23 protein-coding genes are annotated in these 14,354 nt (G+C 44.3%); 3 read left to right on the forward strand and 20 right to left on the reverse strand.

What is annotated here, in order from left to right:
• Positions 1 to 82: 82 nt before the first annotated feature.
• The 5 genes from GPK58_RS01750 to rpmJ form a co-directional block, all read right to left on the reverse strand.
• Positions 83 to 1,042, reverse strand: a complete 960-nt coding sequence (locus GPK58_RS01750) for a DNA-directed RNA polymerase subunit alpha (RefSeq protein WP_059085345.1) — start codon at positions 1,040 to 1,042, stop codon at positions 83 to 85.
• Between the two features lie 84 nt (positions 1,043 to 1,126).
• On the reverse strand, positions 1,127 to 1,720 hold the full coding sequence (gene rpsD, locus GPK58_RS01755; protein WP_015526943.1) for a 30S ribosomal protein S4: 594 nt from the start codon (positions 1,718 to 1,720) through the stop codon (positions 1,127 to 1,129).
• Between the two features lie 16 nt (positions 1,721 to 1,736).
• Complete coding sequence (gene rpsK / locus GPK58_RS01760; RefSeq protein ID WP_015526942.1) at positions 1,737 to 2,129, reverse strand: 30S ribosomal protein S11; 393 nt, start codon at positions 2,127 to 2,129, stop codon at positions 1,737 to 1,739.
• A gap of 55 nt (positions 2,130 to 2,184) precedes the next feature.
• Positions 2,185 to 2,553 carry a 30S ribosomal protein S13 gene (rpsM, locus tag GPK58_RS01765; protein ID WP_008707282.1) on the reverse strand — a complete coding sequence of 123 codons (369 nt, stop codon included), beginning with the start codon at positions 2,551 to 2,553 and terminating at the stop codon, positions 2,185 to 2,187.
• 307 nt (positions 2,554 to 2,860) lie between these two features.
• Complete coding sequence (gene rpmJ / locus GPK58_RS01770; protein WP_003022746.1) at positions 2,861 to 2,974, reverse strand: 50S ribosomal protein L36; 114 nt, start codon at positions 2,972 to 2,974, stop codon at positions 2,861 to 2,863.
• Positions 2,975 to 3,195: 221 nt separating this feature from the next.
• Here rpmJ and GPK58_RS01775 point away from each other — a divergent pair, with 221 nt between their 5' ends.
• From GPK58_RS01775 to GPK58_RS01785, 3 genes are all read left to right on the forward strand, one after another.
• The gene (locus GPK58_RS01775; RefSeq protein WP_215638103.1) at positions 3,196 to 3,927 is read left to right on the forward strand and encodes a YoaK family protein; all 732 of its coding nucleotides are present in this window, start codon (positions 3,196 to 3,198) and stop codon (positions 3,925 to 3,927) included.
• Between the two features lie 319 nt (positions 3,928 to 4,246).
• Positions 4,247 to 4,972 carry a UTRA domain-containing protein gene (locus GPK58_RS01780; protein ID WP_177290403.1) on the forward strand — a complete coding sequence of 242 codons (726 nt, stop codon included), beginning with the start codon at positions 4,247 to 4,249 and terminating at the stop codon, positions 4,970 to 4,972.
• Positions 4,973 to 5,164: 192 nt separating this feature from the next.
• Positions 5,165 to 6,487 carry a sodium-dependent transporter gene (locus GPK58_RS01785; RefSeq protein WP_215638104.1) on the forward strand — a complete coding sequence of 441 codons (1,323 nt, stop codon included), beginning with the start codon at positions 5,165 to 5,167 and terminating at the stop codon, positions 6,485 to 6,487.
• A gap of 387 nt (positions 6,488 to 6,874) precedes the next feature.
• On the opposite strand, the gene infA is transcribed toward GPK58_RS01785, so the two are convergent.
• The 15 genes from infA to rpsQ form a co-directional block, all read right to left on the reverse strand.
• Positions 6,875 to 7,093: a translation initiation factor IF-1 gene (gene infA / locus GPK58_RS01790; RefSeq protein ID WP_005428560.1), complete on the reverse strand. Its 219-nt coding sequence runs from the start codon at positions 7,091 to 7,093 to the stop codon at positions 6,875 to 6,877.
• Positions 7,094 to 7,127: 34 nt separating this feature from the next.
• The gene (gene map, locus GPK58_RS01795) at positions 7,128 to 7,886 is read right to left on the reverse strand and encodes a type I methionyl aminopeptidase (protein WP_015526936.1); all 759 of its coding nucleotides are present in this window, start codon (positions 7,884 to 7,886) and stop codon (positions 7,128 to 7,130) included.
• Between the two features lie 2 nt (positions 7,887 to 7,888).
• Positions 7,889 to 8,533 carry an adenylate kinase gene (locus tag GPK58_RS01800; RefSeq protein WP_015526935.1) on the reverse strand — a complete coding sequence of 215 codons (645 nt, stop codon included), beginning with the start codon at positions 8,531 to 8,533 and terminating at the stop codon, positions 7,889 to 7,891.
• A gap of 98 nt (positions 8,534 to 8,631) precedes the next feature.
• On the reverse strand, positions 8,632 to 9,945 hold the full coding sequence (gene secY, locus GPK58_RS01805; protein WP_015526934.1) for a preprotein translocase subunit SecY: 1,314 nt from the start codon (positions 9,943 to 9,945) through the stop codon (positions 8,632 to 8,634).
• Complete coding sequence (gene rplO, locus GPK58_RS01810; RefSeq protein WP_015526933.1) at positions 9,945 to 10,385, reverse strand: 50S ribosomal protein L15; 441 nt, start codon at positions 10,383 to 10,385, stop codon at positions 9,945 to 9,947. The genes secY and rplO overlap by 1 nt, the downstream gene beginning before the upstream one ends.
• Before the next feature lie 12 nt (positions 10,386 to 10,397).
• Positions 10,398 to 10,577 (reverse strand): 50S ribosomal protein L30, encoded by a 180-nt coding sequence (rpmD, locus tag GPK58_RS01815; protein WP_015526932.1) that lies wholly within the window; start codon positions 10,575 to 10,577, stop codon positions 10,398 to 10,400.
• Positions 10,578 to 10,590: 13 nt separating this feature from the next.
• On the reverse strand, positions 10,591 to 11,100 hold the full coding sequence (gene rpsE, locus GPK58_RS01820) for a 30S ribosomal protein S5 (protein WP_015526931.1): 510 nt from the start codon (positions 11,098 to 11,100) through the stop codon (positions 10,591 to 10,593).
• Positions 11,101 to 11,117: 17 nt separating this feature from the next.
• The gene (gene rplR / locus GPK58_RS01825; protein WP_015526930.1) at positions 11,118 to 11,486 is read right to left on the reverse strand and encodes a 50S ribosomal protein L18; all 369 of its coding nucleotides are present in this window, start codon (positions 11,484 to 11,486) and stop codon (positions 11,118 to 11,120) included.
• Positions 11,487 to 11,503: 17 nt separating this feature from the next.
• Positions 11,504 to 12,043 (reverse strand): 50S ribosomal protein L6, encoded by a 540-nt coding sequence (gene rplF, locus GPK58_RS01830; protein WP_215638105.1) that lies wholly within the window; start codon positions 12,041 to 12,043, stop codon positions 11,504 to 11,506.
• A gap of 96 nt (positions 12,044 to 12,139) precedes the next feature.
• On the reverse strand, positions 12,140 to 12,541 hold the full coding sequence (gene rpsH, locus GPK58_RS01835; protein ID WP_015526928.1) for a 30S ribosomal protein S8: 402 nt from the start codon (positions 12,539 to 12,541) through the stop codon (positions 12,140 to 12,142).
• 81 nt (positions 12,542 to 12,622) lie between these two features.
• Entirely contained in the window at positions 12,623 to 12,808 is a 186-nt protein-coding gene (locus GPK58_RS01840; protein WP_015526927.1) for a type Z 30S ribosomal protein S14, read from the reverse strand.
• A 13-nt stretch (positions 12,809 to 12,821) separates the two neighbouring features.
• Entirely contained in the window at positions 12,822 to 13,361 is a 540-nt protein-coding gene (gene rplE, locus GPK58_RS01845) for a 50S ribosomal protein L5 (RefSeq protein ID WP_021650765.1), read from the reverse strand.
• 22 nt (positions 13,362 to 13,383) lie between these two features.
• Positions 13,384 to 13,695 carry a 50S ribosomal protein L24 gene (rplX, locus tag GPK58_RS01850; RefSeq protein WP_021650764.1) on the reverse strand — a complete coding sequence of 104 codons (312 nt, stop codon included), beginning with the start codon at positions 13,693 to 13,695 and terminating at the stop codon, positions 13,384 to 13,386.
• Between the two features lie 11 nt (positions 13,696 to 13,706).
• Entirely contained in the window at positions 13,707 to 14,075 is a 369-nt protein-coding gene (gene rplN / locus GPK58_RS01855; protein ID WP_019162495.1) for a 50S ribosomal protein L14, read from the reverse strand.
• Between the two features lie 13 nt (positions 14,076 to 14,088).
• Positions 14,089 to 14,343, reverse strand: a complete 255-nt coding sequence (rpsQ, locus tag GPK58_RS01860) for a 30S ribosomal protein S17 (protein WP_021650763.1) — start codon at positions 14,341 to 14,343, stop codon at positions 14,089 to 14,091.
• Between the last annotated feature and the right edge of the window lie 11 nt (positions 14,344 to 14,354).

Consider the following 14,354-nt stretch of genomic DNA (forward strand, 5'->3'; position numbering starts at 1 on the left):
CTCCATCTGTGGGACACCAGGACATGCTTGTTCGGTCTTACTGCCCTGCTGCTGACACCCCACTCATTACTCTGTTTCCGGATTATTCCTCTGTAGGCTGGAGCTGAAGTCCCAGCTCTTTGAGTTTTGCAAGTACTTCCTCTAAGGATTTGCGGCCCAGATTACGAACCTTCATCATATCGTCAGAAGTCTTGTTGCATAATTCTTCAACCGTATTGATACCGGCTCTCTTAAGGCAGTTGTAGGAACGAACAGAGAGCTCAAGCTCATCAATGCTCATCTCCAGGACCTTTTCCTTCTCATTGTCTTCTTTCTCGATCATAACCTCTGCGGTCTTAGCATTCTCGGAAAGATCAATGAACAGGTTTAAATGCTCGCTGAGAACCTTCGCTGCAAGGCTGACTGCCTCATCCGGATCAAGTGTTCCATTGGTATAGACATCCAGTGTAAGCTTGTCGAAGTCAGTTACCTGACCAACTCGTGTATTCTCTACGATCATGTTGACTCTGTCTACCGGTGTGTAGATCGCATCCACTGCGATCATACCGATCGGCATGTCATCGGTTTTGCCTTTGTCTGCACTGATATAGCCACGACCCTTGGTAATGGTAAGCTCCATGGCCAGTCTGCAGTCTTTTCCACCGTTCAGGGTTGCGATCACCTGATCCGGGTTCATGATCTCAATATCCTGATCTGCCTGGATATCAGCTGCTGTAACAACACCTTTGCCCTCACACTCAATGTATGCGGTCTTCGGCTCATTGTCACTGCTGTGATTCTTAATGGCAAGAGATTTCAGATTCATGATGATTTCGGTCACATCTTCCTTCACGCCCGGAATGGAGCTGAATTCATGAAGTACACCATCGATCTTCACCTGGCTTACTGCAGCTCCCGGAAGGGAGGACAGCATAATTCTTCTTAAAGAATTGCCAAGGGTAGTACCATAACCTCTTTCCAGAGGCTCTACAACGAATCTTCCAAACTTCTTATCTTCGGATATTTCGGTAATTTCGATTTTTGGTTTATTGAAATCAAACACTATAAGGTTCCCTCCTTCTGGGTTAATCAACATTCGAGGGTATTACCAATTTTTATAACTGTAGACACAGTAAACAGTTACTAATTATTTAGAATACAGCTCGACGATAAGCATCTCGTTTACAGGAACATCGATCTGCTCTCTTGTAGGAAGCTCTTTAACTACACCCTTCAGGTTCTCCTGATCAACGTCGATCCACTCCGGAACAAGTCTTCCGCCAGTGATCTCAAGGATTCCTTTATATCTCTCAGAGCCTTTGCTCTTCTCTCTGATCTCAATTGTGTCTCCTGCTTTGCACAGGTAGGACGGAATGTTTACACATTTTCCGTTAACAAGTACGTGCTTGTGATCTACGATCTGACGAGCCTCTCTTCTTGTTCTGGCAAATCCCATACGGAAAACGATGTTGTCAAGTCTGCTCTCAAGCATAACCATAAGGTTCTCACCTGTCTGGCCCTGCATTCTGTCGGCTTTCTTGTAGTAGTTACGGAAAGGTTTCTCAAGAACTCCGTAGATAAATTTTGCTTTCTGTTTCTCTTTTAACTGAAGACCATACTCAGACACCTTGCGGTTTGCACGTTTTAACTGTCTTGTGGACTTCTTATCAATTCCTAAGTAAATCGGATCCAGGCCAAGGGATCTGCATCTTTTCAGAACAGGTACTCTATTTACTGCCATTTCAACTACCTCCTAATTAGACTCTTCTGCGTTTTGGTGGACGGCATCCGTTGTGAGGAACCGGAGTTACGTCACGAATGCTGGTTACTTCAAGTCCGCATGCCTGAAGCGCACGGATTGCAGCTTCACGGCCTGAGCCCGGGCCTTTTACCATAACGTCTACTGTTTTTAATCCATGAATTAAAGCAGCCTTTGTTGCAGTCTCTGCTGCCATCTGTGCTGCATAAGGGGTAGATTTCCTTGAACCTTTAAATCCAAGACCACCGGCACTTGCCCATGAAAGAGCGTTTCCTTCGTTATCTGTCAGTGTGACGATTGTATTGTTGAAGGAAGACTGAATGTGTGCCTGTCCGTGTTCAACGTTTTTCTTGACACGACGTTTTGTCGTTTTCTTTGTAACTTTTGCCATTTTAAAACTAACCTACACTTTCCTTTTATTGAAATTAATTAGTTATATCTATAAATTATTTCTTCTTGTTTGCAACAGTTCTCTTCGGTCCCTTGCGAGTTCTCGCATTTGTCTTAGTCTTCTGACCACGAACCGGGAGTCCTTTACGATGACGGATACCTCTGTAGCATCCAATCTCCTGCAGTCTCTTGATGTTAAGGGCGATTTCCCTTCTCAGATCACCTTCTACTGTCATTGTCTCATCAATAACAGCACTCAGTCTCTTAACCTCGTCATCAGTCAGATCTCTGACACGTGTGTCAGGATTAACCTCTGCTTTAGCAAGAATTTTGTCTGCGCTTGGTCTACCAATTCCATAAATGTAGGTAAGACCGATTTCAATACGTTTCTCTCTTGGTAAGTCTACACCAGCTATACGAGCCATGTACTGTTTCCTCCATTTTCTGTTTCTGAAAGTTCCGCATATCGTATGTCACTTGCTCTCGCAAGGTGAAATGGGACATATCGACCTGCCTCTTTCTTTTCTAGTTTCCTAATTGGGGTGCCTCGGTAAAACACCCAGCTGTAATTGGCGAATCACAGCCTTTCCGAAATTGCGGATCTTAACCGCTGTTGCCTCTCGGTATTAGGCAATACATGCTTATTATCTGTTCAGTAGAACAACCCTGCCGGGTGTTTCATACTGCAGCCGCACGTTTCACAAACATTCCAAAGAAGTCCCGATATGGAAATCAACCCTGACGCTGTTTGTGCTTCGGGTTCTCACAGATGATTCTGATGGATCCCTTTCTCTTAATGACCTTGCACTTCTCGCAGATCGGCTTTACAGATGATCTTACTTTCACTGGAAATCCTCCTTCCGTAAATTAGTCTCATATCTGCAGTTTCACAGGCGCACTCATACACAGTATTTGCGCGCTTGAAATATATACTAACACCTGTTTTCCTGAAATGCAAGAAAAAATTAAAAAAATTTTTGATTTTTTTTACAGGCTGTATTATAATGGGTGGCAAAGTCCGGCAGACATATGGAATCTGCCTATTTTAATGAAAGGAATCTTTACATATGCATACGGAAATGAAATATCGTTTTCTGATACATTACACCTTATCTTTTATCGGTGGATACCTGGGGCTTTATGCCATTGTGTCAAGAGCAGATCTTTTCGGCAATGCCCAGACAGCCAATCTTATTGGTGTTGTGCGGGATCTCATAGGCAGGAATTTTTCGGATATGCTTCTGCGTGTGGGTGCGCTTCTCATATATATGGCTGCTGTTATCCTTACGGTCTGGATCCCAGAGCATTTTTCCGCAGATCTTCGTTTTATCAGTATCGGGATCGATATCTTTGCGATCCTGCTCCTGGGATTCTTTCCTTCCGGAATGTCTCCGGTTGTGGCTCTTTACCCCGTGTTCTTTGCAATGCCTTTCCAGTGGTGTACCTTCAAGGCTCCCGGCGGATATAACAGCTCCACGATCTTTTCCACCAACAACCTTCGCCAGTTCACCACAGCTGTCACTCAGTTCCTTATGAAAAAGGACAGCGCACAGTGCGATAAAGCAAAATTCTACGGAATGACGCTGCTTTCTTTTCATACAGGTGCAGCTTTGTCTCTGATCCTGTATATGACCTGCGGTCTCTCAGGCGTATGGCTCTGTCTGGTTCCTGCCTTCTATGCTGTATGGCTGATCAGTGCAGACCGGAATACCGTAGCCGATACACCGGCAGTTACCCGAAGCACAGCTTCTGACGGCAGCAGCTTCAGGAATCTTTCCTATAAGAAAAAAGAGGCCTGACTTTATTTTAGCTTTGATAAAATAAGAGGAAATGTGATCTGTTTTTACACTGTCACATTTCCTTTTTTGTTTACGCGTAAGCCCCTCTGGCGCTTACAGCTTATATGCGTTCGAAATCCAGTATCATGATTTTGAATGGCCACAAATTGATTTCATCTATATTTCTCATACTATCCTCATAACATATCAATATACTCTGTAACTTGTTTAAACATTCCACGGTATTTACATTGCGCTTACCGGGAAAATCTTTTATAATTATTTCAGAAATCATAAATCCTGCTATATATTTTTGACCGAACATGAATGGAGAATTGAAATGCCCAAAAGTATTTACGAAGATATCTATAAAGATCTGAAAATGAAAATAGAGGACAACACCTTTGCCTATCAGGAGCTTCTGCCTTCCGAAAACACTCTGATCCAGACTTACGGCTGCTCCCGCAATACCCTGCGACGTGCGGTCAGTCTTCTTGTCAGTGACGGCTATGTACAGACCATGCAGGGAAAAGGTGTCCGCAATATCTACCGTCCAAACGAGAAGACTGCTTTCACCATCGGAGAGATTGAAACCTTCAAGGAATCTGCTGCAAGGAACGGTCAGAATGCCCATACGGAGGTGGCTCTTTTTACAGAGCTTTGTATCAGCAAAAATCAGTCAGCTTACACAGGATTTCCCGCTGGTGCAGAAGTATATTATATTCAGCGTATCCATTATCTTGAAGATATCCCGCTGATCATCAACCATAATTATTTTCTGAAGGAATCCGTTCCCGGCCTTACTGCCGAGATTGCCAGTCATTCTATCTATGAATATCTGGAACAGGTGCTTCATATGACCATTGTCAACAGCAAACGTATCATGACTGTGGAAAAGGTTACAGAAATTGATGAAAAATATCTTCATCTGAATGTAAAGGATTATAACTGCGTGGCTGTGGTGTCCAGCCAGACTTATAACAGTGACGGTGTGATGTTTGAGTATACCCAGTCACGGCACAGACCGGATCATTTTCGATTTTATGCTAATGCCCTGCGCCGATGAGCCCGGCTCATAACTGCTTCGCAGCTATACGGTTATGAGCAGGTGACAAATGTGGCTCACAAATATCCGCCTAGATCTGTATAGATACCTGGATCTGTATAGATACCTGGATCTGTATAGATGCTGCAGTTTCCTATTTTCCAAAATTATGTTATACTGAAACGATCAACGGAGAGAGGAAATTTTATTTTTATGAAAAAACGAGAATCTTTTAACAGCCGCTGGGGGTTCATTCTGGCCTGCATCGGGTCTGCGGTTGGAATGGGAAATATCTGGATGTTTCCCACCAGAGTTTCCCTGTATGGCGGGGGATCGTTCCTGATCCCGTATTTTATTTTTGTGGCACTGATCGGCTTTACCGGGGTGATCGGTGAGATGAGCTTTGGCCGCGGGACACGTTCCGGGCCCATTGACGCCTTCGGCATGGCCTGTGAAACCAAATGCAGACGAAAGCTGGGTGAAACACTGGGCTGGATACCGGTGATCGGTGCACTGGCCATGGCTATCGGTTATACGGTTGTTATGGGATGGATCTTCCGATATATGCTCGGAACCTTTACAGGATCTACCCTGGCACCGGCAGATATTGAGTCCTTTGGCGCCAAATTCGGAGGCATGGCCTCTGCCTGGGGAAATAATCTCTGGCAGCTGGCTGCTCTTGTGATCTGCATGTTTATCCTGATGTACGGCGTTGGAAGCGGCATCGAAAAGGCCAATAAAGTGATGATGCCTATCTTCTTTATACTGTTTGTGATCCTTGGCATCTATGTTGCCTTTCAGCCGGGAGCTGCTGCCGGATACCGCTATATCTTCCGCGTGGAGCCGGAAATTCTGGCAAAGCCTTCCACCTGGATCTTCGCACTTGGACAGGCATTTTTCTCCCTATCTGTTGCAGGCAACGGTACACTGATCTACGGATCTTATCTTCCGGACAGCGAAGATATCCCTGCATCTGCTGCAAGGGTAGCACTTTTTGATACTCTGGCTGCTATGCTGGCAGCACTTGTTATCATTCCGGCCATGGCTACCACAGGTGCCAAGCTTGACCAGGGCGGTCCCGGACTTCTGTTCATCTACCTGCCGCACCTGATCAAAACCATGCCTGGCGGACAGATCATTGCCATCATCTTTTTCGTAGCTGTGTTCCTTGCAGGCATGACCTCGCTTATGAACCTTTATGAAGCTCCTATTGCCACAGTTCAGGAAAAAACAGGTCTTGGCCGGATTCCTTCCTGCATGGTGATCTCAGTGATCGGCGTTGTAGCTTCTCTGCTGATCCAGGGCATTGTTTCTGACTGGATGGATGTACTTTCCATCTATATCTGTCCTCTCGGCGCAGGACTTGCAGGGATCATGTTCTTCTGGATCTTCGGCCGGAGCTATGTGGAAAGCCAGGTCAACAAAGGCCGCGAGAAACCATTCACGAAATATTTTTATCCGGTGTGTAAATATCTTTATATTCCGGTATGCTTTCTGGTGCTAATCCTTGGTGTTGTGCTGGGCGGGATTGGATGATAAGGTGATATAACATAAGTAAAATAAAAAATTATCTGCATAAACAAATCCCCCGAAAAATGATTTTTTAATCATTTCCGAGGGATTTTTATGTTTTATCTTATAATATTCGTAAAGCCAGGATTTTCGATTTGCTGCATATCCTGAATACACTCACTTCACAGTTTGTCAACAAGTTTAAGTTTTACACTGATTTCCAATTATTCTACATTCTTAGAGTGTATCCGGTTTCTCCACTTCGTAATCAGACCAGGAAGCAATTGTATCGCTGCCTGAGAAACGTAAAAAAATGTGAGTGATAAACTCCACTTCAAATTCTTTTTCTGCAGAAAAGGCAAAAAAAGACCCGGCAGCTTAACGCCACCAGGTCGTCTTTTACAATATTTCTTATTTATCTCTCCAGATGATTCTTCCTTTGGAAAGATCATACGGAGAAAGTTCGATCGTTACTTTATCTCCCGGGAGAATACGGATAAAATTCATACGGAGCTTGCCACTGATATGTGCAAGTACCACATGTTTGTTTTCCAGTTCCACTTTAAACATCGCATTAGGCAGTTTCTCCAGAACAGTGCCTTCTACTTCGATCACATCTGCTTTTGACATTTTTTACCTCCTATGTCATGACAACAATTGCTACTTACAGATTCGTAAGCGTCAGAATCTCTGGTTCCCCATCGGTGATGAGGATCGTATTTTCATAATGGGCGGAAAGTGAACCATCCATGGTTACCACTGTCCACTCATCGTCCAGCCATGCCACGTCCGCACGACCAAGGTTGATCATGGGCTCGACGGCCAGGGTCATTCCCGGAAGGAGCTTGATGCCCCTGCGCTTCTGCGGGAAGTTTGGAATCTGCGGATCCTCATGAAGATGAGTTCCGATTCCATGTCCTACAAGGTCACGTACAATACCATAACGGTATTTCGCTGCGTGGGCTCCGATGGCTTTGGAAATATCATTTAAATGATTTCCGGCTTTTGCCATTTTCAGTCCTTCAAAAAAGCACTCTCTTGTAACCTTAATGAGCTGCTGTGCTTCTTTGGATACTTCACCTACCGCATAGGTACGTGCTGCGTCAGAATGGTAGCCCTTATAAATCAGGCCGGCGTCGATCTTAACCAGATCCCCGTCCTGGATGATCTTCTCCTCGGATGGAATTCCATGCACAACCTCATCATTCAGGCTGATGCAGAAAGAAGCCGGAAAACCTCCGTAGTTCAGAAAGTTCGGAATACAGCCCATAGACCGGATCATTTCTTCTCCGATCTTATCAATCTCTTTGGTGCTGACACCCGGTTTGATGTAAGGGATCAAACCGTCATGCACCTTCTCAAGAAGATGGCCTGCTTCTCTCATAAGTTCGATTTCATGCTGTGTCTTAATTGTTACGGACATTCTTATTCTCCTAAGATGTCAACGATCTCCTGGAATACCTCATTCAGATCCCTGGTTCCGTCTACCGTCTTCAAAACACCCTGTGTGGTGTAATAGTCAATCAATGGCTGTGTCTGCTCATGATAAACATTCAGACGCTTCTGAACTGTTTCCGGCTTGTCATCATCACGGAGTACAAGCTTGTCACCACAGGTATCGCAGACCCCCTCTGTCTTCGGTGCTGCAAATACAACGTGATAAGTTGCACCGCATTTCACACATGCACGGCGTCCGCCCATACGTTTCACGATGTTATCATCCGGCACATCCACATCGATCGCATAGTCAATTTTGCTTCCAAGTTTGTTCAGAGCCTCTGTCAGACATTCTGCCTGCGGAATTGTTCTCGGGAAACCATCCAGAACATACCCTTCCCTTGCGTCATCCTGCTGGATTCTGTCAACAACAAGGTCGCAGGTCAGTTCATCCGGAACAAGAAGTCCCTGATCCATGTAAGTTTTTGCTTTGTTTCCAAGCTCGGTACCGTTTTTGATGTTAGCACGGAAAATATCTCCTGTGGAGATGTGCGGAATCCCATATTTCGCCGCAATTTTCTTAGCCTGAGTACCTTTACCTGCCCCCGGTGCACCCAACATAATAATTCTCATAGCATACCCTCCATTTTCCTGTTTTCTGCCTGATTTTCAGACAGTCCTGTTTACAAATCAAGGCTGCGACACTTTCGCACCGCAACCTTCATTTTCAATTAGTTCAGGAAGCCTTTGTAATTACGTACAAGCAGCTGAGATTCCACCTGCTTAACGGTCTCCAGGATAACACCTACGATGATGATGATAGATGTACCGCCGAAGGAAACATCCGCACCGAACACACCGTTGAAGAAGAACGGTATAACGGCCACGATAACAAGACCTACTGCACCTATAAATATAATATAATTCAGGATTTTAGTCAAATAATCTGAAGTCGGTTTTCCCGGACGGATGCCTGGGATAAAACCGCCCTGCTTTTTGATATTATCGGCTACTTCCAACGGATTAAAGGTAATTGATGTATAGAAGTATGCGAAGAATACGCAAAGTACCACATACACGATCAGACCCCAGCTGTACTGGATCTGACTTGGATTACACCAGTTATTGGAGGAAAGTCCTCTTAAGATCTCACTTCCGATGCCCGTTCCGTTTCCTTTGCCAGCGAACTGAGCAATGATCGACGGGAAAGACATGATAGAGGAAGCAAAAATAACCGGGATAACGCCGGCAGTATTTACCTTGAGCGGGATGTTTGTGGACTGACCGCCCATCATTTTACGTCCAACCATCTTTCTGGAATACTGAACCGGAATTCTTCTCTCTGCTCCGTTGAGGATAAGTACGAGCACTACAACAAACAGAATAATCACAGCAATGATGCAGGCTGCAAGCATTCCTTTTGCAATTGTTTTGCCCTTGACGAAGTTCTCATAAAGAAGGGACATATCACTCGGGATCCTGGACACGATATTGATAGTCAGGACGATGGAAATACCATTTCCAATGCCCTTCTCTGTAATACGCTCGCCCAGCCACATAAGCATTGCGGAACCCGCTGTTAAACTTGCAACAACTACGATTCCTTTAAGGAAGCTCATGTTCGGGATCATACCCTGACGTCCAAATCCGATTGCCATGGCAACAGACTCAAACAGAGCAAGACCAACCGTTACATAACGTGTGATTGCTGTAAGCTTTTTTCTTCCTTCTTCTCCGTCACGTTGCATCTCTTCCAGTGCCGGAATGGCAATGGTAAGAAGCTGAATGATAATGGAAGAAGTAATGTAAGGTGTGATGTTCAATGCGAAAATTGACATCTGAGTAAAGGAACCGCCGGTGAACGCATCAAAGAAATTGAATGCGTCACCGGTATTAGATTCAAACCACTGCTTAAAGAAGTCACTGTCGACTCCCGGTACAGGAAGCTGGGATCCGATTCTGATCACGAATATCATCCAGATCAGATAGAGAAGCTTTCTTCTCATTTCCTTTACTTTGAAAACACTCTTAAGAGTCTCAAACATTAGATCACCTCTACTGTACCACCAGCAGCTTCAATTTTTGTTTTTGCAGTCTCGCTGACAGCGTTTACTTTAACATTAAGTTTTTTTGTAAGCTCGCCGTTTCCAAGGATCTTAACACCATCACCGATCTTGGAGATTGCACCGCTTGCAAGTAAGCTGTCAACTGTAACCTCTGCGCCATCCTCAAAACGATTGAGAACGTCTACATTGATTGCGATAATTTCTTTAGAGTTTCTGTTAGTGAAACCTCTCTTAGGAAGACGTCTGTATAAAGGCATCTGACCTCCCTCGAATCCCGGTTTCTTGTGTCCGGAACGAGCAAGCTGTCCTTTATGTCCTTTACCAGCAGTTTTGCCGTTTCCTGAACCATGTCCACGGCCTCTTCTGAAGTTATCGCTATGCTTGGAACCCTCTGCGGGTCTTAAGTTTGATAATTCCATTCTGGCACCTCCTTAATCTTCTACTTTTACCAGGTGCTGCACCTGCTGAATCATTCCTCTGGTTGCAGCGTTGTCTGGCATCTCAACTGTTTTATGCATCTTTGTAAGACCCATAGCTTTTACAGTTTTTTTGTGTTTCGGTACTGCACCGATTGGAGATTTTACCAGTGTAACCTTGATTGTATCTGCCATTTCCATATCCTCCTTAACCCAGAATCTCATCTACAGATTTTCCGCGGAGCTTTGCAACCTCTTCCGGAGTCTTTAACTGGCTCAGGCCTGCGATTGTTGCCAGAACTACGTTCTGTTTATTTCTGGAACCCATACATTTTGTACGGATGTTTTTGATACCTGCAAGCTCGATTACGGCACGTGCCGGGCCACCGGCGATAACTCCAGTACCTTCCGGAGCTCTCTTCAGAAGCATCTCAGCGCTTCCGAATTTTCCGATGAAGTCATGTGTAATGGAATTGTTCTCGTCTCTTGCAACAGTAACAAGCTTCTTCATAGCGTCCTCTTTACCTTTGCGGATCGCCTCCGGAATTTCTGCTGCTTTTCCTAAACCTGCACCAACGTGTCCATTGCCGTCACCTACAACAACTAAAGCTGTGAAACGGAAGTTACGACCACCTTTAACAACCTTGGTAACACGCTTGATTGATACTACTTTATCTTCTAACTCTAACTGACTAGCATCAATAAGATTACGTTTCATGTGTTCTTTTCCTCCTCTTAGAATTTCAGTCCAGCTTCTCTTGCTGCATCTGCCAGTGCTTTAACTTTTCCGTGGTAGATATATCCACCTCTGTCGAAAACAACGCTCTCGATACCAGCCTCAACAGCTTTTTTACCGATCACTGTTCCAACTTTTGCTGCAGCCTGTACATCATCAGTGTTCTCAAGCTCTGCTTTTACGTCCTTCTGGAGAGTAGAAGCGGATACTAAAGTTTTACCAACTGTGTCATCAATAATCTGTGCATAGATGTGCTTGTTGGAACGAAATACTGCCAGACGAGGAGTAGTTGCAGTTCCGTTTAAATGATGACGTAATCTTCTATGCTTCTTTTCGCGAATTTCGCTTCTGGATGCTTTGTTAATCATATTCTCACTCTCCTTAATTATTTCTTACCGGTCTTACCGACTTTACGTCTGATAACTTCGTCAACGTACTTGATTCCCTTGCCCTTGTATGGCTCAGGTCTTCTCTTGTCTCTGATCTCAGCTGCGTACTGGCCAACTTTTTCTTTGCTGATACCAGATACGATGATCTTGTTTCCGTCAACTGTGGACTCAAGACCTTCTGGATCTTCCATCTCTACCGGGTGAGAATATCCGAGGTTAAGTACAAGTTTCTTGCCCTGCTTAGCAGCTCTGTAACCAACACCGTTAACCTCAAGCTCTTTTTTGTATCCTTCGCTTACACCAACAACCATGTTGTGGATAAGGCTTCTTGTTAAGCCGTGAAGGGCTTTGATTCTCTTTAAGTCGTTCGGTCTTGTTACAACTACATGACCGTTTTCAACTTTGATCTCTAACTCTGTCGGGAGTGCTCTCTCAAGTGTTCCCTTAGGTCCTTTTACTGTTACAACGTTTCCATCTGCGACTGTAACCTCAACGCCAGCTGGAATTGCAACCGGAAGTCTTCCGATTCGTGACATAAATTTGTCCTCCTTACTTAGATTGTCGGAGAGGGCCCATGCCCTCTCTGTTTTCAGTTTAAAAGCTATATGACTGCTTCGTTAAGCGGCTTTGGCCTACCAAACGAATGCAAGTACCTCGCCACCAACCTGAAGCTTACGAGCCTCTTTGTCAGTGATAACGCCTTTGTTTGTGGAAAGGATTGCGATACCAAGTCCACCAAGAACCTTCGGAAGCTCATCCTTGCCTGCGTATACACGAAGACCTGGTTTGGAGATTCTCTTAAGTCCTGTGATGATCTTCTGGTTTTTGTCCTCACCATATTTCAGTGTGATGTGAAGAGTTTTAACAACTCCATCCTCAACCAGATCATATTTTGCGATGTATCCCTCATCTACAAGGATGTTTGCGATAGCAATTTTCATCTTGGATGCCGGTACGTCTACAGTGTCATGTTTTGCAGTATTTGCGTTACGGATTCTTGTAAGCATATCTGCGATCGGATCGCTCATTGTCATGTAAGTTTCCTCCTCTTTCTTCAGACTTTACATGTCGTGTGAATATTATTTAAATGATTAAAAAGTTGCTTTCGCCTCGGCCTACCAGGAAGCTTTCTTAACACCCGGGATCTGACCTTTGTATGCCAGCTCACGGAAGCAGATTCTGCAAATTCCGTATTTTCTCAGGTATGCATGTGGACGGCCACAGATTCTGCAGCGAGTATACTCTCTTGTGGAGAATTTAGCTTTACGCTGCTGTTTAATTTTCATTGCTGTCTTAGCCATGAATCTTTTCCTCCTATTTAGCAAATGGCATGTTGAATAATGTCAGTAATTCGCGTGCCTCTTCATCTGTTTTAGCAGTTGTAACGAAGATAACGTCCATTCCTCTTACTTTATCAACCTTATCGTACTCAACCTCTGGGAAGATCAGCTGCTCTTTGATACCAAGAGCATAGTTTCCTCTACCGTCGAATGCGTTCGGGTTAACACCACGGAAGTCACGTACACGTGGAAGAGCAAGGTTGATAAGACGATCAGCGAACTCATACATCTTCTCGCCTCTCAGAGTAACTTTACATCCGATCGGCATACCCTCTCTGATTTTGAAGTTAGCGACAGATTTTTTAGCTTTTGTAGCGATTGCTTTCTGTCCTGTAACAAGTTCCATATCTGCGATTGCAGCGTCAAGAAGTTTAGCGTTCTCTTTTGCCTCGCCAACACCCATGTTAACAACGATTTTCTCGAGTTTTGGCACTTCCATTACGTTTTTGTATCCGAATTTCTTGGTCATGGCATCCATGATCTCGTTCTTGTAAAGATCTTTTAATCTACTCACCTTTATATGCCTCCTCTCTTAATTAATCGATTGTCTTTCCTGTTGCTTTGGCAACACGAACTTTTTTGTCTCCATCCATCTTGAATCCAACTCTTGTAGCTTTTCCGTCTACAACGAGCATTACGTTGGAGATATGAAGCGGAGCTTCTTTTGTCACGATTCCACCGTTCTGATTAGCTGCGGACGGTTTAGCGTGCTTTGTAACCATGTTTACGTTCTCAACAACTACTGTGTTGTCTTTTACGTTAACTGCAAGGACCTTTCCGTCCTTACCTTTATCTTTTCCAGCGATTACCTTTACAGTATCACCTTTTTTAATTTTCATAGCTGACATTCGGCACCCTCCTATAATACTTCCGGAGCTAAGGAAACGATCTTCATGAATTTCTTCTCACGAAGCTCTCTGGCAACTGGTCCAAAGATACGTGTTCCTCTCGGAGTTAAGTCATCCTTGATAATTACGGCAGCATTTTCATCGAAACGGATGTAAGATCCGTCTTTACGACGAGCGCCTTTTTTAGTTCTAACAACTACAGCTTTAACAACGTCACCTTTTTTAACAACGCCGCCTGGTGTTGCATCTTTAACCGTAGCAACGATTGTGTCACCGATGTTTGCATATCTTCTTGTAGAGCCGCCCATAACACGAATACAAAGGATTTCTTTTGCACCAGTGTTGTCGGCAACTTTCAGTCTAGTTTCCTGCTGAATCATACTGGTTTCCTCCTTATTTAGCTTTCTCTACGATCTCAACCAGTCTCCATCTCTTGTCCTTGGACAGCGGTCTGGTCTCCATTACCTTAACGGTATCTCCGATGTTGCACTCATTGTTCTCGTCATGAGCTTTTAATTTATATGTTCTCTTCACGATTTTTTTGTAAAGAGGATGTTTTACATGGTCTTCAATTGCAACTACGATGGTCTTATCCATTTTGTCGCTGATAACCTTACCCACGCGGGTTTTTCTCAGATTTCTTTCCACGATTTATGTCC

Origin of the sequence: Blautia sp. MCC270 (assembly GCF_018785605.1) — a bacterium.
In the GTDB taxonomy this organism is placed as follows: domain Bacteria; phylum Bacillota; class Clostridia; order Lachnospirales; family Lachnospiraceae; genus Blautia_A; species Blautia_A fusiformis.